General features: G+C 39.0%; 19 protein-coding genes. 12 read left to right on the top strand and 7 right to left on the bottom strand.

Annotation, left to right across the window (positions count from 1 at the left end; translation table 11 throughout):
• Positions 1–36: 36 nt before the first annotated feature.
• From pgaD to ppsR, 5 genes are all read right to left on the bottom strand, one after another.
• A complete protein-coding gene (gene pgaD / locus AC1PJ9_RS11910) occupies positions 37–501 on the bottom strand; it encodes a poly-beta-1,6-N-acetyl-D-glucosamine biosynthesis protein PgaD (protein ID WP_311087365.1) in 465 nt (154 codons plus the stop codon).
• The gene (pgaC, locus tag AC1PJ9_RS11905) at positions 498–1745 is read right to left on the bottom strand and encodes a poly-beta-1,6-N-acetyl-D-glucosamine synthase (protein WP_311087364.1); all 1248 of its coding nucleotides are present in this window, start codon (positions 1743–1745) and stop codon (positions 498–500) included. The genes pgaD and pgaC overlap by 4 nt, the downstream gene beginning before the upstream one ends.
• Complete coding sequence (pgaB, locus tag AC1PJ9_RS11900) at positions 1745–3574, bottom strand: poly-beta-1,6-N-acetyl-D-glucosamine N-deacetylase PgaB (RefSeq protein ID WP_311087363.1); 1830 nt, start codon at positions 3572–3574, stop codon at positions 1745–1747. The genes pgaC and pgaB overlap by 1 nt, the downstream gene beginning before the upstream one ends.
• Complete coding sequence (gene pgaA / locus AC1PJ9_RS11895) at positions 3574–6012, bottom strand: poly-beta-1,6 N-acetyl-D-glucosamine export porin PgaA (RefSeq protein ID WP_311087362.1); 2439 nt, start codon at positions 6010–6012, stop codon at positions 3574–3576. Before pgaA ends, pgaB begins: the two co-directional genes overlap by 1 nt.
• 387 nt (positions 6013–6399) lie before the next feature.
• A complete protein-coding gene (ppsR, locus tag AC1PJ9_RS11890; protein WP_263614047.1) occupies positions 6400–7236 on the bottom strand; it encodes a posphoenolpyruvate synthetase regulatory kinase/phosphorylase PpsR in 837 nt (278 codons plus the stop codon).
• Between the two features lie 147 nt (positions 7237–7383).
• Between ppsR and ppsA the strand changes: the two genes are divergently transcribed.
• The 12 genes from ppsA to alr all read left to right on the top strand — a co-directional run bounded on the left by ppsA (position 7384) and on the right by alr (position 19807).
• Positions 7384–9771 (top strand): phosphoenolpyruvate synthase, encoded by a 2388-nt coding sequence (gene ppsA, locus AC1PJ9_RS11885; RefSeq protein ID WP_263614048.1) that lies wholly within the window; start codon positions 7384–7386, stop codon positions 9769–9771.
• 64 nt (positions 9772–9835) lie between these two features.
• Positions 9836–10591 (top strand): RDD family protein, encoded by a 756-nt coding sequence (locus AC1PJ9_RS11880; protein ID WP_263614049.1) that lies wholly within the window; start codon positions 9836–9838, stop codon positions 10589–10591.
• A gap of 317 nt (positions 10592–10908) precedes the next feature.
• Positions 10909–11961 (top strand): ubiquinol oxidase subunit II, encoded by a 1053-nt coding sequence (gene cyoA / locus AC1PJ9_RS11875; protein WP_311087361.1) that lies wholly within the window; start codon positions 10909–10911, stop codon positions 11959–11961.
• Between the two features lie 3 nt (positions 11962–11964).
• Positions 11965–13956, top strand: coding sequence for a cytochrome o ubiquinol oxidase subunit I (gene cyoB, locus AC1PJ9_RS11870; protein WP_039251505.1), 1992 nt, complete (start codon positions 11965–11967; stop codon positions 13954–13956).
• 4 nt (positions 13957–13960) lie between these two features.
• Complete coding sequence (cyoC, locus tag AC1PJ9_RS11865; RefSeq protein ID WP_002049203.1) at positions 13961–14581, top strand: cytochrome o ubiquinol oxidase subunit III; 621 nt, start codon at positions 13961–13963, stop codon at positions 14579–14581.
• Positions 14581–14910 carry a cytochrome o ubiquinol oxidase subunit IV gene (locus AC1PJ9_RS11860; protein ID WP_000094534.1) on the top strand — a complete coding sequence of 110 codons (330 nt, stop codon included), beginning with the start codon at positions 14581–14583 and terminating at the stop codon, positions 14908–14910. The genes cyoC and AC1PJ9_RS11860 overlap by 1 nt, the downstream gene beginning before the upstream one ends.
• Before the next feature lie 10 nt (positions 14911–14920).
• Entirely contained in the window at positions 14921–15799 is an 879-nt protein-coding gene (gene cyoE, locus AC1PJ9_RS11855; protein ID WP_151761964.1) for a heme o synthase, read from the top strand.
• A gap of 180 nt (positions 15800–15979) precedes the next feature.
• Positions 15980–16363, top strand: a complete 384-nt coding sequence (rpsF, locus tag AC1PJ9_RS11850; RefSeq protein ID WP_002049107.1) for a 30S ribosomal protein S6 — start codon at positions 15980–15982, stop codon at positions 16361–16363.
• Between the two features lie 11 nt (positions 16364–16374).
• Positions 16375–16602, top strand: a complete 228-nt coding sequence (rpsR, locus tag AC1PJ9_RS11845; protein ID WP_000090661.1) for a 30S ribosomal protein S18 — start codon at positions 16375–16377, stop codon at positions 16600–16602.
• 8 nt (positions 16603–16610) lie between these two features.
• Entirely contained in the window at positions 16611–17057 is a 447-nt protein-coding gene (gene rplI / locus AC1PJ9_RS11840; RefSeq protein ID WP_000382591.1) for a 50S ribosomal protein L9, read from the top strand.
• A 201-nt stretch (positions 17058–17258) separates the two neighbouring features.
• Positions 17259–18704 (top strand): replicative DNA helicase, encoded by a 1446-nt coding sequence (gene dnaB, locus AC1PJ9_RS11835; RefSeq protein ID WP_263614051.1) that lies wholly within the window; start codon positions 17259–17261, stop codon positions 18702–18704.
• A gap of 32 nt (positions 18705–18736) precedes the next feature.
• Positions 18737–19807: an alanine racemase gene (gene alr, locus AC1PJ9_RS11830; RefSeq protein ID WP_311087360.1), complete on the top strand. Its 1071-nt coding sequence runs from the start codon at positions 18737–18739 to the stop codon at positions 19805–19807.
• 58 nt (positions 19808–19865) lie between these two features.
• Here alr and AC1PJ9_RS11825 read toward each other — a convergent pair whose 3' ends face one another.
• Together AC1PJ9_RS11825 and AC1PJ9_RS11820 are read right to left on the bottom strand one after the other, a co-directional pair.
• Positions 19866–20600, bottom strand: a complete 735-nt coding sequence (locus AC1PJ9_RS11825; RefSeq protein WP_263614053.1) for a proteasome-type protease — start codon at positions 20598–20600, stop codon at positions 19866–19868.
• A gap of 16 nt (positions 20601–20616) precedes the next feature.
• Entirely contained in the window at positions 20617–21396 is a 780-nt protein-coding gene (locus AC1PJ9_RS11820; protein WP_311087359.1) for a transglutaminase family protein, read from the bottom strand.

The raw sequence follows: 21396 nt of genomic DNA, 5'->3' as shown, positions 1-21396 counted from the left end.
ATAAAAAAAGCATGGTTGATCGACCATGCTTTTTACTCATTTCAAATCATACTGTTTTAAATGACCCTGATCATCGTAATGTAAGACCACACGTTGTGCATTTTGTAATTCTGATAAAGACACTGTATTTACCATAAATTGTGAAGCCAATAATTCAACAGAACTATTGGGAGCCTTACTACGTCGATCATCACCATGAAATCTAAGCCAGTTATAACTTGCCCATAAAATTAAAACCAAAGCACTTAAGCAAATTAAAAGAAGTAAATGCAGTAAAGTTTTGACTTCCGAAATATGATCTACCCACACATAGTCATAAATAAGATGTCCTTCAAAAAACCACAGAAATAATGATACTAGCGGAAAAAGCAGCCACATTAAACAAAACCAACCTATTGTTTGCAAGGTATAGTTCGCGGTCTTATTTTTTACATATTCAGGCTGATCAATATATTCAGGTATGTCTAAAACTTCTACGTCAGTATTTTCTTCATTTTTCATGAATTATCTCCACGGAAGCCTCGATCGGGACTAACCCAGCGCGCACGTTTTTTTGTGTTAAATATAGTTTTAGGTACCGCAACCACGCTGGTAAATAACGTTAGTAACCAGAAAAACAATGGATACCAAATGACCCAAAAGTAATTTCTAAAAAGACGCCCACGGTCATAACGATGATCGATCCATAAACTGACTAAAAATTGGATGAGACATGTTCCACCTAATATCACGCCATACCACTGCGGCATGAGTGAATTAATTTGAAACTGTTGAGGCAAGTCGATAAATAATCCCACAAAAAATAAAATAAAGATCATAATCATCACATATGACCAAACAATACTGACTAAAGCTTCAAGCATGACTGGCCACATACGGCGCAAGCGAACTTTGAACATTTTAGGAATATATTCTAATAAGACTTCTACCCCGCCTTGTGCCCAGCGTAACCTCTGTTTCCAAAGTCCTTTAAAAGTTTCAGGCATGTAGATATAACAAAGAGCTTGAGGAATATATTGAATATCCCAATGGTCCATTTGAAGCTTCCAAGAGATATCAATATCTTCTGTAATTTTGTCATCAGACCAAAAACCGACACGAACCAAAGCGGTTTTTCTAAACGCTACAATTACCCCCGATACTGTAAAAATACGACCATATGTTCGTTGCGCACGTTTAATTAATCCAATAATTGAAGAGAACTCCCCAACCTGTAATTTTCCTAAAATACTTGAGCGATTTAAAATTCTAGGGTTACCAGTGACGGCCCCAATACGCGGAAATTTTTGAAACGGCTGCATGAGCCAAAGTACAGCATAAGGATGTAGTAAAGCATCCCCATCAATACAAACTAAATATTCGTATTTACTGACCAATACTCCCGATATTAAAGCGACTGCCTTACCTTGGTTTTCTGCTAAGTGCACAACTCGTAATCGAGCATCTTGTGCTGCTAACTCATCAAGAATTTCTGCAGTTCTGTCACTACTACCATCATTTACAGCAATGACTTCAAAATTTGGATATTTAGTTTGCAACGCATAACGAATGGTTTGCCGTACTTGGGCTTCTTCATTAAAACAAGGAATAATAATACTGCACCCTTCACCTGACGGCTCGGGTAACTGTTGCTCATGGTATTCCCGTTTAAAGAAAAACCAAAGGCCACCTACCATCCATGTCCAAGCCATAAGCAGCGGATATAAAAAGGCAAAAGCAAATAGAATATCGAGTAATACTCTCATTACTTTTTCCCCTCCGTTGCTAAACCTGCAAAGGGCTGATACATCACCGAACTCGAATTCAAGCTCATTGGGTTATATAAATACTCATGGACATTCTTTGCATTTTCATTGTCATAGCCATCAACACCAAATTTCTGAATACCTATGCGCTGAATATCGAAAAGACCTTGTTTTACTTCTTGCCAAGCATTTCTCTGGTCATTTTCTGGCAATGTTAATGTCAGCATAATTCGTTGTTTGTATTTCCCATCAAGAGTATTTAAAAGTTCTAAGGCTTGTTTAAATTGTTTTTGCTTACCCACCATATTAAATTTTAGGTTCACTAAATCATGTTGGGTTAAGAGTGATTTTAAAAGCACTGGTAACTGTTCAATGTGCTCTAAGTCTGGTGTTAGCAACAAACTAAACTGGGCCTGATTACTCATATTCAAATAAGGCTTTGCAGCTTTTTGAGTCAGTTGACTCAGTTGTGATAATTGCTTTACTTGTTCAACACAGTTGCTTTCGTTCAGCGTTGTGTTTTGCATTGCACAATTTAAAGCAGTTCCGGCATTAAGCTGAATACCACTTAAATTGCTATTAAAACGCGCAATATCTTTAGCTAAATCTGCCACCAAAAATGATTTATTTTTTTGAGGATAAATAGGCAGTTCTAAAATAACCGCCTGACCTGCACGAGTTTGTGCCTGCCATAAACTACGGTTCAAAATATCTTGCTTAACTGGCATTTGAGTGGTTGGGAAATAAGCAACGTCATATTGCCCATCTCCATCTTGGTCATCTAACGGCTTCAATATCAGCGTATTGTTTTTTAAGCTATAAAGTTTTGATAATAATACCCCTAATTTTTCATCTGACTGAGTATTGCTTGAAGCAGCTAATTGCTTTAAGTCCATACTTAAAAAATGTTTTGGCTGCTTATATAAATCTTTCTCTGCCGAGTTCAAAATGTTAAGCAACGTCTCAGTCAACTGTTCAGCTGTAGAGTTGTCGACCATAAGACTACGCTTAAAGGTCAGATCATTAATCTGATTTACGCCATCACGCCCTAAACTAAAGGAAAAAGTGAAACCTGCTTGTTGAGCTAGCTTCTCTAACTGCTGATTTACCGCACCATACGGCCATACAATTGCTTTCGGCTCTACACCCAATTCTTTTTTTAAGACATTATGAGATTTTTTTAAATCATTCAAAATACGTTGTTGATATTCCGCGTCCGTTTCATAACGCGCTTGTGATTTTAAATACATATAAGAAGTTGCCGCGGGTTGTTCATTCCCTTGAGGATTAGCAAGCACACCATGATGCAAATCATCACTATGGCTTGCAAACTCAGCTAAGCCAGAATCCTGCATTTCTCGTACTTGCTTCCAATTGACCAAGTTCCCTTGTCCATAGGCTTCATAGCCAGCTTTTGTATTACCATTTAGCCAACTGGTTGGGAGTGCAAAAACTGCCGGAATCTGATATTGCTTAAGCAATGGAAATATACGACTGTAGCCACTTAAAGCACCATCATCAAAGGTTAACAAAATGGCATTATGAGGTAGCTCTTTGCCTTGCTTACGAGCCTCTTCAATATCTTTCAGACGTATTGGCTTCCAGTCAGATTGACTGAGCCAGTCAAAGAACTGCGCTAAATTTTTAGTTTGAATTGCATAAATATCCCGATCGCCCTCTTTTAAAACATCATCTCTGACGTCATGAAAAGTTAAAGAAACTGTGCGATTTTTTGGTAAATCTTTTTCTATTTGGGCATATGCAAATTGCAGAGGTAACAATGTCGAGACTAAAGCAAAACCCAACACTTTTGAAAATAAATTATTCATTAAAAACGCCCTTCAAATCCGAAAATACCATAGGTATGCTGTTCAGCATGTCCATCGTAAGGATGGTATTGCCAGCCAATTCCATAATTGAGTTGCCATGTACGTGACAGCTGCCATTGATGTTGATACTGCAAAGAATAGGTTGGCTTAGTGGAATAATCGGCTTGTTTATAAAGGCCCACCCCAGCCTCGAAATGCTGTTTAAATGAACGCTCATATTCACGCCAAGTCACCCAGTCGTGACTTAAGTTCAACTCCGCGCTGTAATGCGAACTTGGGCTAAAATAAGTAGTTTGGTCTTGGCTATTACTGCCGTAAAAACCACGGACAGTGCCATAAGTAATGTGATGCGGCGCTGCAAATAGTCTTTCACGCCAAAAAGTTGAAAATTCTTGTTGTTTATTGCCATCACTAATATCAGTCAAACCGTAACTTGCGCCAATTTGACGTGATTCATCCTTTTGCCATGTCAATGCAGCTCGGTAAGATTGACCATCTTCTCCTGCATCAATCGCTTGTAGAGGAATGTCAGCCTGACTGTTATATTGCAATTGATACTGCCAGTGATCATTTAGCCACTGTGACCAATCAAGACGAACACCAGCTTGTCCGCCATCTGTACTTTGCGACAAGATCGCCGACAATGCCTTACGATTGGCTTGCCATTCGGCCCCAACACCATAGCGCTGGTTATGCACGTCGCCAAAATTGTATTCGCCATAACGATCTTGATGCCAAGCGAATAAACGATAATTATCTTTTATCCACGGACTATTAAGGCGAGTTTCCATCTCACGGTCTTTTAAACCGTTTTGTCCACTTACAGAATCGCTATTATTAGCTTTACTTTGGCCCCAAGTCGTTGAATGTGAAATCGTAGCTCTATTACGATCATCCAACTCTTTGCGGCTTTTAATAACGCCACTATCTTCGGGATAAAACTGCACTAAGTTTTGCGTTGTTTTACGCCATGTCTGGATATCACCTAAAGCCTGAGCATTTTGCATTTCATTAATGCGAGTATCTTTAGCAATCGGGTCTATACCATTTAAACGAGAAATTGTTTTTTTTGCTTCTAAAGGCTTTTCCCTCCACCGCTCCACACGGGCAAGGTTATTAATCAAACTCTCATTTGCAGGTGCTTGTTCTACTGTTTTTTGAAAGTGTGTTTCAGCTTGATCTAAATGATTGGCATAAGCTAAATGCATCCCTTTTAAAGCAATATAATCGTCTCGGTCAGGATGGCTAGTTTTATCTACACCCTTTGCCTGACTATATTTATAAGTCGGAATAAGATGATCAACTTTTGCCAAAAGCTGTTCAGCTTCCTTATATTTTTCTTGTTCAATATAAGAATAATACAACCCGCTATAGACAATCATATCCGGATAATTTTTTTCGGTTAAAAGCGTCTTATAAGCAAGTTCAGCTTGCTTCGTTTTTTGCTCAGCTAAATAACTATCGGCAATTGCATGACGTACATATGCAGGTAATTTTTCAAGCGAAATATTTAATTGAGTAAAATTCTCTAAAACTGCTTTCGCTCGTCCTCTGAAATCTAATGCATATAAATAATCATAATGAAACCTTAAATAGTTAGGGTCATCAGGTTTCATCTGCTGTTGTATCTTTTGCCCTTGTTCCAACACGCTATCTAACTCAGCAAAGCTTTCTGCATCTGATAAACCTTGGCGATTTAAATATTTATAGCGAGCAATTGCATTATTGACATGCTGAGAAAATTCACTGACTTGTAAAGTTTGTTGTAATTGCTCAGTTTGCTGATTTTTTTCGCTTGCTTGGAGTAATTGCTGAGCTTTTTGATATGCTCCAATAGCAACCAAATCATAAACATACTCTTGCAAAACAGCTGACGACTTTGGCTGTTGCTGATAAGCATGCTCAACTGTAGCTAAAGCGTCTACGGGTAAATTTATCAAACGGTAAGCATATGCAACCCGCACCAGCTGATCAGCTTTTAAACCGTTAATATTGATATTCGATAACTGAGTTTTCGCGTTTGCCGTATCTTGAGCTTCAGCATACAAAACTGATAATAAAATACGTCCATCGACTGACTTTTGAATATTAAGCTTATTTGCCCATTCAATCGCTATTTTAAAATGTTTAAAATCACGAAAATTTTGAATTAAAGGTAACTGTGCATATTCTGGAAAATTCACATAATCCACGTTTGCCAAAAACTCTTTAAAATTCGTCAGGTCTCTTTTTTCACTTGACATAATAACTAAATAATCAGCAAGCAGTTTTTGATCATATGGATAATGTTTTAACAATTGATCTAGTTGAGAAACAGCTTGTTGAGTTCGCCCTGCTCTATAATTTTGTATAGCTTGCTCACGTAATACATCAACTTGAGCTGCGTATAAATGAATTGGCAAGAGATATACCAATGAAAAAACACATTTTTTTAGCATTTTGATAATCGGATAGTCCCATATCGAGATGTGAAATTATAATTAAAAATGTGATTTTCATCACAATAAACAAAATTAATGTGATTTACCTAAAAATGAAAAATATGAATAAAAAAAGTATTTGTATTTAAAAAAAATAACTAAAAACAAATATTTATAAAAATATAAATTATTAGTTCATATACATTTATTTTCAAAAAGCTTATTTTAACTCACAAACTGCGGGTAAAAGGTTTACTCGCCGATAACCAATCAGAAACGGTTCATTAACTTAGCGTTTTATATTTAAAACTTTTATTTTTAATATGTTCATAAATTTTAAAACCATTCAATCCGATTACATTAATAGTATTCAAATTGAATGGTTACAATAAATAATTGATTTAATTAACCGATACGACGTTTTAAACCAGTCATTTGTAAAATACGAGTAGAGATTTCTTCAATTGACATTTCAGTGACATTTAAATATTTAATACCTTCTGAAATATAAATACCTTCAATTGCTCTTAATTCCATTTGACACTGACTAAAACTCGCATATCGACTATTTGCTTTACGCTCACTTCGAATAGCAACTAAACGTTCCGCATCAATCATTAAACCAAAAAGCTTGCTACGGTGTTCTCTTAATACCGCTGGTAGGCGGTTATCATCTAAATCTTCTTCGGTTAAAGGATAGTTAGCAACACGAATACCGAACTGTAAAGACAGATAAATAGAAGTTGGTGTTTTTCCAGAACGAGACACGCCAATTAAAATTAAATCGGCTTTGTCATAGTGGCGGGTGCGTGCACCATCATCGTTATCAAGCGCGAAATGAACGGCATCAATACGAGCCTTATAATATTCTGAATCGGTTACCGCATGTGTTTGCCCAACCAGTGTTGTTGGTGGTGTGCCAAGTTCCTGCTCTAGCTTACTAATTAATCCTTCAAACACATCCAAATTAACCGCTTTAGCCGTATTAATAATTTCTCGCACATGCGGATCAACTAAAGTATCAAATACTAATGGTAGGCATCCATCTCGGGTTTGGCATTTATTAATCTCAACCACAACCGCCATCGCTGCTTCTTCAGTTGTGATATAAGGCATGATGTGAATATCAAAATCCACATTAGGAAATTGGGCTAATAACGAATGTCCAAGAGTCTCGGCAGTAATTGCAGTTCCATCAGAAATAAAAAAAACGCTCCGTCTAAACTGTTTACTTTCTGACATTAAAATTCTCCTTAAACATTTGTCTTAGTGCTATATAATCTTTATAGTAAACTGATCTTACATGACTGTCGCTTAGTATAATTCTCAACTAAGCACTTTATTTTTATAATTTCATGCCAAGATAGACATTAATACTGCAAAAGTGGAGTGAAAACTTTGGAAGCGCGCGTAATCGGTCTAGAAAAATTAGGGAAACACGATGTCGAACTCGTAGGTGGGAAAAACTCATCTTTGGGTGAAATGATCAGCCATTTATCAAATGCTGGTGTATCGGTACCTGGTGGTTTTGCAACTACTGCTCAGGCCTATCGTGAGTTCTTAGACCAAAGCGGTCTTAACGCTCGAATTCAAGCAGAACTTGCACAGCTTAACGTTGATGACGTAAATGCACTTGCAGAAACAGGCGCTAAAATTCGTCAATGGATTGTAGAGACTCCACTCACTGCAACCTTAGAACAAGAAATTCGCGCCGCTTTTACAGAACTTTCTAACGGCAACCCTGATATCGCGGTTGCCGTTCGTTCATCTGCAACTGCTGAAGATTTACCAGATGCATCTTTCGCGGGTCAACAAGAAACTTTCTTGAATATTCGCGGTATTGATAACGTACTTATCGCCATTAAAGAAGTATTTGCGTCTTTATATAATGACCGTGCTATTTCTTATCGTGTACACCAAGGCTTCGATCATGATGTTGTCGCATTGTCTGCAGGTGTTCAGCGTATGGTGCGCTCTGAAACTGGCGCTGCGGGTGTAATGTTTACCCTTGATACCGAGTCTGGTTTCCGTGATGTCGTATTTATTACTGCATCTTACGGTTTAGGTGAAATGGTTGTACAAGGTGCAGTTAACCCTGACGAATTCTACCTATCTAAACCATTATTAAATGCGGGCAAACATGCGGTATTACGCCGTAACCTAGGCTCTAAGCACCAGAAAATGATTTATGGTGAAGAAGGTTCAGCAGGTAAATCTGTTGTTGTTGTCGACGTTGAAAAACAAGAACGTCAACAGTTCGCATTAAATGACCACGAATTACAAGAGTTAGCTAAACAAGCGCTTATTATTGAGCAGCACTATGGCGCTCCAATGGATATCGAGTGGGCAAAAGATGGTGACGATGGTCAAATCTATATTGTTCAAGCTCGTCCAGAAACTGTAAAAAGCCGTCAAAATGTTGGCACAATGGAACGTTACCTTCTCAAACAAAAAGGTACAGTACTTTGTGAAGGTCGTTCAATTGGTCAACGTATCGGTTCTGGTAAAGTCCGTATTGTTAACTCAATTAAAGAAATGGACAAAGTACAAGACGGTGATGTACTTGTATCAGACATGACTGACCCAGATTGGGAACCAGTAATGAAACGCGCTGCTGCGATTATCACTAACCGTGGTGGTCGTACGTGTCACGCGGCAATTATTGCTCGTGAACTTGGTGTTCCGGCAATTGTAGGTTGTGGTAACGCAACAGAAGTATTGACTGATGGTCAAGAAGTTACTGTTTCTTGTGCTGAAGGTGATACCGGTTTCATCTACGAAGGTGCGTTAGACTTTGAAGTTCAACGTAACTCTGTTGAGTCTATGCCGAAACTTTCATTCAAAATTATGATGAACGTAGGCAACCCTGACCGTGCCTTTGACTTTGCTCAAATTCCAAACGAAGGTATTGGTCTTGCTCGTTTAGAGTTCATTATTAACCGCATGATCGGTGTTCACCCTAAAGCCCTTCTTAACATTGAAAGCTTACCTCGTGAAACTCGTGCTGCTGTAATGACACGTACAGCTGGCTATGCATCACCTGTAGAATTCTATGTAGAAAAGCTAGTTGAAGGTATTGCAACACTTGCAGCTGCTTTTGCTGACAAACCAGTCATTGTTCGTATGTCTGACTTTAAGTCAAACGAATATGCAAACCTTATTGGCGGTAAGTTATACGAGCCAGAAGAAGAAAACCCAATGCTTGGTTTCCGTGGTGCAAGCCGTTATGTTTCGGACAACTTCCGTGACTGCTTCGAACTTGAATGCCGTGCACTTAAGAAAGTTCGTGATGAAATGGGTCTCACTAACATCCAAATCATGATTCCTTTCGTACGCACCGTATCTGAAGCAAAACGCGTAATTGAGTTACTTGCTCAGAATGGCTTGAAACGTGGTGAGAATGGCTTAAAAGTTATCATGATGTGTGAATTACCAACTAACGCATTGTTAGCTGAACAATTCCTTGAACATTTCGATGGCTTCTCTATCGGTTCTAACGACTTAACTCAATTAACACTTGGTCTTGACCGTGACTCAGGTATTGTTTCTCACTTGTTTGACGAACGTGATGCAGCCGTAAAAGCTCTTCTTTCTATGGCAATTCATGCTTGTCGTAAAGCTGGTAAATATGTGGGTATCTGTGGTCAAGGACCATCTGACCACCCTGACCTTGCGAAATGGTTAATGGAACAAGGTATTGAATCAGTGTCTCTAAACCCTGACTCAGTTTTAGATACATGGTTCTTCCTTGCTGAAGAAAAAATCAAGCAAATCTAATTTGTTATAGAAAAAGACCCATCCGTGGGTCTTTTTTCATCTTTAGAATAGAGAATTTTTACTTATGCAAATTTACTTGGCACGTAATAATCAACAAGCTGGGCCTTATACCTTAGAACAACTAAATCAAATGTTGGCAAGCCAACAAGTTTTACTCACTGATTTAGCTTGGCATGAAGGCATGACAGAATGGAAAGCTTTAGGAGAATTAACCCAAGGTAAACTTGTATATCAACCTACGGGTTATTCTGCTTTTTCAGCAAATACAAATACGCCTTATAACGAGACAATTCAGCAAATTCGTGTTGAAGCTAAACCACATGAGCTTGCTTCAATTTCATCTCGTGCGCTTGCAAAAATTATTGACTTATTACTTTGGCTACCTATTGCAGCCATTCCATCTTTTTTCTTTAATGAAGCTCAATATAAACAACTTTTTGAGTTACAAAAACAGATGCAGTCTGCAGAAGTTGCATCAACTAAAGCAGCTGAACTTCAACAGCAGCTTTTTACACTTATTCCAATTGAAGCGTGGCATACAATGTTACTCTATGTAGTAATAATGCTCGCTATTCAAGCATTTTTGTTGACCAAATTTGGACAAAGTATTGGCAAAAAAATTGTTGGAATTAGAATTGTCGATGCTGAAACGAATGGCAAAGTTAATTTAACGCGTATCTTCTTACTCAGAAGTATCGTTTTCATTATATTAAATTTGCTGTTTATGCCAATTAGTACAATTATTGACTATGCTTTTGCATTAGGACAAAAGCGTCAAGCTCTACATGACAAAATTGCAAGAACAAAAGTGATCAAATGATAGTGAATGACTCATTCATTTAATGTCTAAAAAAAAGGAGGCACCCCGCCTCCTTTTTTTCTATAGAGAGTTGATATTTAAATAAAAGCTCCATCTCGATTCAATACCCTACAAAAAAAATCGGGTTTTAAAACAATTATTTCAAGCTGCTTTATGTGTAGCTTAGTTTGTCGATATGAGGCATAATGCCCTACAACGTAGCGGTGTCGCATCATTGAGAAGTCTAATTTTTTAAGACTAGCATTCTCAATCATGCGACACTTTAATCGCTATCCCATATTTAATTAGGGAATGGGACTCTTCACCGAGGTTGTAAAATGAGACAAACGATTTTAGCTGTATTGTCTTTATCAACGCTTGCCGCACTTTTGACTGGGTGTGGTGGTGATATGGTACTTCTAAACTCTAAAGGTCCAGTTGGTCAAGGTCAAAGTGACCTTATGATGACTGCGATCTATTTAATGTTACTTGTGGTGATTCCTTCAATCATCATGGCATTATGGTTTGGTTGGAAATATCGTGCGTCAAATAAAGATGCAGACTATAAACCTACATGGGCACACTCAACTGCAATTGAAGTTGTAGTATGGGGTATCCCTGTCATTATTATTGGTATTTTAGCTTGGTTAACTTGGTGGGGTTCCCACAAGTATGACCCATACCGTCCTTTAGAATCAGATAAAGCACCTTTAACTATTCAGGTTATTGCTGAACAGTTCAAGTGGATTTTTATTTATCCTGAACAAAACATTGCGACTGTTAACGAAGTACGTTTCCCAGAAAAAACTCCGTTAAGCTTCAAAATCACTTCTAACTTCACAATGAACTCATTCTTCATTCCACAGTTAGGCGGTCAGATTTACGCAATGGCAGGTATGCAAACTCACCTTCATTTGTTAGCAAATGAAACTGGTGTATATCGTGGTTTCTCTTCTAACTACTCAGGCTATGGTTTCTCTCAAATGCGTTTCAAAGCGCATAGCGTTACAGAGCAACAATTCAACGAATGGGTAGCAGCTGTTAAAGCAGGTAATGGTTCAACCATTAATCCAGAAGCAATTCAAAAAGCTACGCTTGACCAAGCTGAATTGGCAACCTTACGTGATGGCGATCGTTCTAAGCACCAAATCGAGCATTTAGTAAATCGTGCTAAAGCTGCTGGTGATCAAGAAGCGCTTGCTAAAGCAGAAGCGATGAAACCGTTCCCGACTAAGCCGCACCCTGTGACTTATTACTCTTCAGTTGAACCAAAACTGTTTGAAACAGTTATCAACCATTATATGAGTAACTATCATGGTGTTGACCACTCTGCTGAACATGCAACAGCTGACACTCATGCTGCAGCTGAACACGCTGCTCAAGGGGAATAAGACATGGATATGATTTTTGGTAAACTGGGTTGGGACTCTATCCCGACAGAGCCAATCGTACTTGTCACCATGGTCCTTATGGCAATTGGTGCAATTGCAGTGCTTGGCGGTATCACCTATTTCAAAAAATGGGGATATTTGTGGAATGAGTGGTTTATTACAGTAGACCATAAGAAAATTGGTATCATGTATATCATCGTATCTGTTGTCATGCTTTTGCGTGGTTTCGCCGATGCGATCATGATGCGTTTACAACTTTTCCTCGCTAAAGGCGGCGGCGAAGGTTATTTACATCCTGACCACTATGACCAGATCTTCACCGCACACGGTGTAATCATGATCTTCTTCGTAGCAATGGGTCTCGTTGTAGGTATGATGAACATCTCTGTACCTTTACAGATTGGTGCTCGTGACGTTGCTTTCCCATTATTAAACTCTTTAAGCTTCTGGTTATTCGCTGGTGCTGCTGGTTTGATGATGCTTTCACTTGTATTAGGTGAATTTGCTGCGACTGGTTGGATGGCTTACCCTCCTCTATCTGGCATTCAATATTCTCCTGGTGTAGGTGTTGACTACTATATCTGGGCACTTCAGGTTTCTGGTCTAGGTACGCTTTTATCTGGTGTTAACTTCTTCGTTACCATCATTAAAATGCGTGCACCTGGCATGAAATTAATGGACATGCCTATTTTCACGTGGACTTCGCTTTGTACGGCTGTATTAATCATTGCATCATTCCCTGTATTAACAGGTACACTTGCAATGCTTACTCTAGACCGTTACTTCGGCTTCCATTTCTTCACAAATGAGCTTGGCGGTAGCCCAATGCTTTATGTGAACTTGATCTGGACATGGGGTCACCCTGAAGTATATATCTTGGTATTGCCAGCATTTGGTCTATACTCAGAAATCGTTGCAACCTTCTCTCGTAAAGCGTTGTTCGGTTACAAGTCTATGGTGTATGCAACTATCGCGATTACTGTTCTTGCGTTTGTTGTATGGCTTCACCACTTCTTCACCATGGGTGCTGGTGCGAACGTTAACGCGTTCTTCGGTATCATGACCATGGTTATTGCGATTCCTACTGGTGTGAAAATCTTCTCTTGGTTATTCACCATGTATAAAGGTCGCATCACCTTTACTACTCCAATGTTATGGACGCTTGGCTTCCTTGTAACATTCGGTATCGGTGGTTTAACTGGTGTACTTATGGCTGTTCCACCTGCGGACTTCTTAGTACACAACTCATTATTCTTGATCGCTCACTTCCATAACGTAATTATCGGTGGTGTGGTGTTTGGTATGTTTGCCGGCATCATTTATTACTGGCCGAAAATGTTTGGTTGGAAGCTCAATGAAGCATGGGGTAAAGCTGCGTTCTGGTTCTGGTTCTTTGGTTTCTATTTTGCATTCATGCCACTTTATATCCTTGGTTTCATGGGTATGACTCGTCGTTTGAATACATATGACAACCCTGAATGGGACCCATACCTTGCGATTGCATTATTTGGTGCTGTTCTTGTTGCTATTGGTATTGCATGTTTCTTAATGCAAATCATCGTTGGTTTCTTACAACGCAAAGACAACATGGACCTTACAGGCGATCCATGGGATGCTCGTACGCTTGAGTGGGCAACTTCTTCCCCTGCTCCATTCTATAACTTTGCGCATGAACCAGATGCAAGCGGTGTTGACCGTTTCTGGACTGACAAAGAAAATGGTGTAGCATACGCACGTAATACTAAATATGAAGACATCCACATGCCGACTGATCGTGCTGCTGGTTTTGTCATTGCAATGTTCATTACTCTTCTTGGCTTTGCACTCATCTGGCATATTTGGTGGCTCGTTGTTGTTTCATTCGCTTCAGCTGTTATTAGCTTGATCGTAAGCTCATTCACTAAGAATGTTGATTACTATGTTCCAGCTGCTGAAGTTGAGCGTATTGAAAACGAACGCTATGCTTTACTTGAAAAACACTTGAAGAAGGACTAAGGAAATGGCTGAAGTACTTCATCACGACAACCATGGCCACGATGGTCATCATGAACATGATGATACAGATTTAACGGTCTTTGGTTTCTGGACATACTTGATGAGTGACTTGATTCTTTTCGGATCACTCTTCATTGCGTTCGCTGTATTAAGCAGTCATGTTCCAGCAGGGACTCCAAGTGCATATGACCTGTTCCATAACTCATTAGGCTATGTGTTAACTGAAACATTTGCCTTATTGATTTCATCGGTAACATTCGGTTTTGCTGTACTTGCATCTTATAAAAAGAATGTAAATCAAGTGATCACTTGGTTATTTATTACATTCCTTTTTGGTGCAACCTTCATCGGTATGGAGCTCTATGAATTCCATCACCTTGTAGAGGAAGGTCATGGTCCAACTCACAGTGCATTCTTGTCATCGTTCTTTACTTTGGTTGGTACGCACGGTATCCACGTAACTTCTGGTTTAGTGTGGATGTTAGTATTGATGTATCAAATCAAAACTAAAGGTTTGACTTTACCGAATACACGTCGTCTTGCTTGTTTAAGCTTGTTCTGGCACTTCCTTGACATCGTTTGGATCTGTGTATTCAGCGTCGTTTACTTACTGGGAGTTCTCTAATGAGTAGTCATGAGCATAATGCTGCTGGTGCGTCACACGGTAACTTTAAGCAATACACTGTAGGTTTTATTCTATCTGTTATTCTTACCATCATCCCATTCGGGATGGTGATGGCAGGTGGTTTTAGCCGCGGTCTTTTAGTTACAGTGATTGCAATTACTGCCGTTGCTCAGGTTCTTGTACAACTTGTGTACTTCTTACACATGAATACATCATCTGAACAACGTTGGAATATGATTGCATTTATCTACACAATCCTATGTATCGCTGTACTTTTAATCGGTTCTGTGTGGATTATGAATTACCTTCACTACAATATGATGATCTAAACTGATTGTCATGTTGAGAAAGTATTTATTCCTGACTAAACCAGGAATTCTCTTCGGTAATTTCATTACCACCTTGGGCGGCTTCTTCTTAGCCGCCCAAGGCTCTATAGACATCTTATTATTATTGCTCACTCTCATTGGAACAACGTTAGTTGTTGCTTCCGGTTGTGTCGTCAATAATGTTATTGATCAAGATATTGATACAAAGATGCAGCGCACTCAAAATCGCGCACTTGTTAAAAAAACCATCTCTCCTACTGTTGCACTTATATATGCATTCGTACTTGGATTAATTGGTTTTGGCATTTTGTGGTTTGGTGTAAATGGCTACGCATTTTTGTTTGCAGTAATTGGTTTTGTTGTCTATGTCGGTTTTTATAGCTTGTGGACCAAACGTACCTCAATCCATCAAACCGTTATTGGTAGTATCTCCGGAGCGAGTCCTCCTGTTATTGGTTATACAGCAGTAACTCATCAATTTGATGTGGCAGCCTTGCTTTTGTTTTTAGCATACGGTTTATGGCAAATGCCCCACTCTTGGGCAATTGCAATTTATCGTTTTGATGATTACAAAAATGCGGGTATTCCAATCTTGCCTGTAGCACGTTCCATTTATCGTACGAAAATTGAATGTGTAATATATATCCTGTTATTTGCAGCTGTTTTGAATGGGTTATATTGTTTTGGCTATACCAATGTATTCTTTTTAATTACCTTTAATGCTTTGACTGCATATTGGTTCTATTTATCGATTATTGGGTTTAAAGCCGAAAACGACCAACTATGGGCTAAACGTTTTTTCCTCTACTCGGTCATATTAATTACCCTGTTAAGTTTGAGCTTTAGCTTTACCTATCAATCCCCTGCTCCAAATCTTCCTCTCTTTTAATTAAGGGAGGATTTCCTCCTCAAAAACAACTTTTATATTTCTTATCAAAAGATTTGTTTTTAGTCTAATTTTTACCTATAATTCAGCCTTCGCATTTTTTGCGACGTAGCTATTATTATTTTAGCTATGACTCCTTGCTTCTAATTTTTTAGGGGCTGTTTAAACCGTAAGGAGCTGACAATGCGTCATTACGAAATCGTACTTTTGGTACATCCAGACCAAAGCGATCAAGTTGTAGGTATGGTTGAACGCTATATCTCTCAGATCAAAGAAGCTGATGGTCAAATTCACCGTTTAGAAGATTGGGGCCGTCGTCAATTGGCTTACCCAATTAACAAAATTCACAAAGCGCACTACATTCTTATGAATGTTGAATGTGGTCAAACTACGCTTGATGAGTTAGAAGAATTATTCCGTTATAACGACGCGATCATTCGTAACCTTATCATCCGTCGTGAACACGCAATCACTGAAGAGTCATTGCTTGCTAAGAGTGCTGAAGAAAAGCGTGCGCGTAAAGCTCAACGCGAAGAAGCACAGCAAGTTGCTCAAGAAGCTGAATAAGGAGAACATCAATGGCACGTTTTTACCGTCGTCGCAAGTTCTGCCGCTTTACAGCTGAGAATGTTGCGTACATCGACTACAAAGATATCGACACTTTAAAACAGTACATCACTGAAAACGGCAAGATTGTTCCTAGCCGTATCACTGGTACTAAAGCTCGTTATCAACGTCAATTAGCACTTGCTATCAAGCAAGCTCGCTATTTGTCTTTGATTCCGTACACTGACAACCATAAGTGAGGTGATCTGTGGACGTTATCTTATTACAACGCATTAAGAACCTTGGTAAATTAGGCGATAAAGTATCAGTTAAAGCTGGTTACGGCCGTAACTTCCTTATCCCTCAAGGTAAAGCAGTTGCAGCTACTGAAGCTAACACTGCTGCTTTCGAAGCTCGTCGTGCTGAACTTGAGAAGCAAGAAGCTGAAGTTTTAGCTGCTGCTCAAGCACGTGCTGAACAATTGAACGAAGTTAACATCGTTATCACTGCTAAAGCTGGTGACGAAGGTAAACTCTTCGGTTCTATCGGTACTCGTGACATCGCTGACGCGTTAACGAATGCTGGTCTTACAGTTGATCGTGCAGAAGTTCGTTTACCAAACGGTGCGCTTCGTCACACTGGTGAATTCAACATCGCAATCCAATTGCATCATGATGTTGTTGCAGAAGTTCTCGTTACTATCGTATCTGAGTAATTTCTCATCAAAAAAAGAGCATGCTCACGCATGCTCTTTTTTTATCTCTTAAATTTATGCAATAAAATTAGATATATTAATTCCTGATCAGTTCTTCAGTTTAATTGGTTTTTTAATTAGGTAGTTTATTTATTTTTGTTTTAAGATAGTTCTCGGCTTAAAACCCTTTTTTGTGCACACATTTTATCATCAGGTCTAATTATGTCTCAGGCGAATGCCACTTCTTTAACGCTTTCATCTCCAACAGAAAATAAGACGAGTGAATCAGGCCAACTTAAAGAGTTTCGCACTCCCCCACACAATTTAGCCATCGAGCAAGCTGTGCTTGCTGCGCTGATGACCGTTGCTGAATCTTTTGAGCAAGTCAGTGATCTACTCAAAGAAAATGATTTTTATGCCACTCGTCATAAATATATTTATCGCGCGATTGAAAAACTAGCACAGGAAAATTCACCGTATGATGCGGTCTTAGTGAATGACTGGCTTTTAAAACAAAATTTACTGAGTGCAATCGGTGGCGAAGAATATTTGATGCAGCTTATGGCTGACTCACCATCGAGTTTCTATAATCTTGAAACTTATGCAACCAAAATTAAAGAATTTTCCACCTTACGTAGCATGATTAAAGTCAGTACGGAAATTTTACAGAATGCTTATGACACAAAAGGTCGAGGTGTTAGTGAAATTTTAGATTTGGCTGAAACCAGTATTTTCTCTTTAGCAGAACAGCATAATAACAATAAGAAAGATTCTGGCCCTAAAGCAATTAGCTCTGTAACTGCTGACGTTATTAGCAAACTTGATGAGCTTTCAAAACTCGATGGAAATATTACGGGTTTAACTACAGGCTTCTTGGAACTTGATAATAAAACTTCCGGTATGCAACCTGGAGATTTAATTATTGTCGCTGCACGTCCATCTATGGGTAAAACTACCTTTGCAATGAACTTGGTTGAAAGTGTTTTACAATACAACCAACTCCCTGCTCTGGTATTTTCTATGGAGATGCCAGCAGACTCAATTGCAATGCGTCTAATTTCGGCAATGGGTAAAGTTCACCAAGGACATTTACGTTCTGGTAACTTAGATGCCGATGAATGGACTAAAGTTACAGGTACCATCCTGCAACTTCAGCAAATGCATTTGTATATTGATGACTCGTCAGCCTTACCTCCAACCGAACTCCGTGCCCGTGCTCGCCGCGTTGCTAAAATGCACGATGGTAAAATCGGCTGTATCATGGTCGACTATTTACAGCTCATGAAAGTTCCGGGTATGGGTGACAACCGTGTTGGCGAGATCTCGGAAATTTCACGTAGTTTAAAAGCTTTAGCTAAAGAAATGAACTGCCCTGTGATTGCACTATCTCAGCTTAACCGAAGTCTGGAAAACCGACCAAACAAGCGCCCAGTAATGTCTGACTTACGTGAATCGGGTGCGATTGAGCAGGATGCCGATTTAATCATGTTCATTTACCGTGATGAAGTCTATAACAAAGAATCTAAAGAAGCAGGCACCGCAGAAATTATCATCGGTAAACAGCGTAATGGTCCAATTGGTACTGTTCGTCTTGCCTTTGAAGGTCAATATACTCGTTTTAGTAATCTCTCTCCTGAGTATTACAGCCAATATGATGATGAAGAATAAGCTCTATCTCTAGCCCAAAGGAGTAAATGAGGGTGCGTCAAGCAACAGTTTATATTGATCGCCAAGCGCTTCAATATAATTTAAACCGTGTCAAACAACTCGCAGCAAATTCAAAAATCGTAAGTATGGTAAAAGCTAATGCTTACGGACATGGAGTCAAAGACTGTTTAGCAGCCTTAAATGCCTCAGATGCCTTTGGTGTCGCCTGTCTACAAGAAGGTTTAGAAATCCGACAACTCGGATTCACGCAACCCGTGACTTTAATTGAGGGAGTATTTTCTGAAGATGAAATGCCTATCGCAATTGAAGAAAAATTTGAATGTGTAATTCACCATCAACAACAGTTTGAGTGGTTAATTAAACACAAACAAACCTATATCGCTCAAGGCTTAAAAGTTTGGGTTAAACTAAATAGCGGTATGAACCGCTTAGGTTTTAAAAATCCTGAAATTATTGAAGTGATTAAAACTTTAAAATCTGAAGGTTTCACATGTGTACTCGCGATGCATTTTGCAAACGCAGATGTAGACCACCCATTAAACGAGCAGCAAAAACAGCAATTTTTGCATGTTAAACAAGCTTGTGATCCAGTTTTAGCATCTTGCTGTAATTCAGCTGCTATTTTTAAATGGCCAGAACTGAATTTTGACTATGTACGGCCGGGTATTATGCTCTACGGTGCTTCACCTTTTGCAGATAAAACAGTGCATGAGCTTGATTTAAAACCAGTCATGACTTTCACAGCAGAAGTTATCGCGTTAAATCATATTCAAGCTGGTGAACATGTTGGTTATGGTTCTACTTTTTGCGCTCAAAAGGCTATGGATATCGCAATAGTTTCTATTGGATACGGGGATGGTTATCCACGAGCTTATATAAAGCAAAACTTTGTTGCTATTGATGGCAAACTTTGTCCAGTGGTTGGTCGTGTAAGTATGGACATGATTGCAATTGATGTCACAAATACTAAAGTAAAGCTTGGTACCCAAGTTGAACTTTGGGGCAATCAACGTTTGGTTGATGATGTCGCTGAAGCAAATGGCACAATTGGTTATGAACTACTTTGCCGCTTAAGTACTCGTCCAGTCCGTCAAAGCACTTAATAATTTAATAAATAAAAAAATCCAAGCAAGCTTGGATTTTTTTTATTTGAAGTCACTTTTAACGCCAGTAATCATCTGTAGGTTTTGGCATTTCTTGTAAACCACGGCGTAAAGTATCCGACCATTGACGACTAATTTGTGAAAAATACGGATCGTCTTCACTAATTCGTTTACCCATAGGGATCACAAAACTATCTTTACTATAGACCAGCGCATCCAACGGCAAACCTACCGAAACATTAGAACGCAGTGTTGAGTCAAATGAGATTAAACTACAACGCAGTGCATCATCCAACGGCATCGCATAATATAAAGCGCGATCTAAAATAGGCTTACCATATTTACTTTCACCAATTTGAAAGTAAGGTGTGTCCGTTGTAGCACAAATAAAATTGCCTTGCGGATAAACATTATAAAGCTGCATATCGCCGCCTTTGATTTGCCCACCCACCAAAATACTACAAGCATAATTCATTTGTTCTTGAGTATCTGAGCTAATATCTTCTAAAACATTTTTTAAAGTTTTACCGACTAAATCGGCCACTTCAAACATTGTATTAATGCTATATAAATTTGGCTCTTGCTGCAAAGTTAGCGCATTTTGCAAATGCCCAATAACCGCTTGTGTCGTTGCTAAATTACCTGCTGTTTGCAAGGCAATAAACCGCTCTCCCGTCACACCAAAAGTATGCAATTTACGAAACACAGAAATATGATCGACCCCGGCATTAGTTCGAGTGTCACTTATAAACACCAAACCCTGTTCTAATCTCAGCGCACAACAATAGGTCATTTCGTTCTCTTTACATTCAACAAGCCAGCACTTGAACCACAGACATCATATTTTCAATACCACCTTGCTCTCGCACCCCCCGAATTGGGGCAACATCAAGATAGTCCCGACCGACTGCCAGATAAATATGATGCTTTGGCGTAAACAATTGATTGCTTACATCAAAACAATACCACTGATTATCTAAAAATACCTCCGCCCAAGCGTGACTGGCAAGGTGCGGATAGTTTTGATCAAATAGATAACCAGAGACATAACGTGCTGGTAATTGTAACGCACGACACATAGCGATTAAAACATGCGCATGATCTTGGCATACCCCTTGAGCTGTGTGAAAAGCTTGTGTAGCAGTGGTATGAACAGATGTACTATCTGGTTGATATGGCATCTTTTGCAAAATATTTTCGCTAAGCAAGGCAACATGCTGTCGATCTTTGACAGTTACAATTTTCTGGGCAAAATCCAACATTTCAGAATCATATTTAGTCACTTCTGTACTTTGAAGAAATAGATTGGTTGGTATAGGTACATCTACCCCACCTATTTCTGTATTTAGAAGCTCTACAATACCCTGCGCCATGAAAGTGAGATGTTGATATTCATAACGCTGAGTAGCAGTTAACCAGACATTATCAAAAATATCTTTTTTCAGTGTTTTATCACCTGGAACGCTGATTGCCCAATTTACAACATGTTGATGCAGCGATGTTTGAGGCATCATTTTAATATACTGAATACTGTTTTTAGCAGTTTCCGTATAGTTATAATGTGTTTGATGATTAACCATCAATTTCAT

Source organism: Acinetobacter sp. 70_2, from assembly GCF_056736115.1.
Note: the sequence above shows the minus strand (reverse complement) of the source record. Positions and strands in the feature narration are given on the sequence as shown.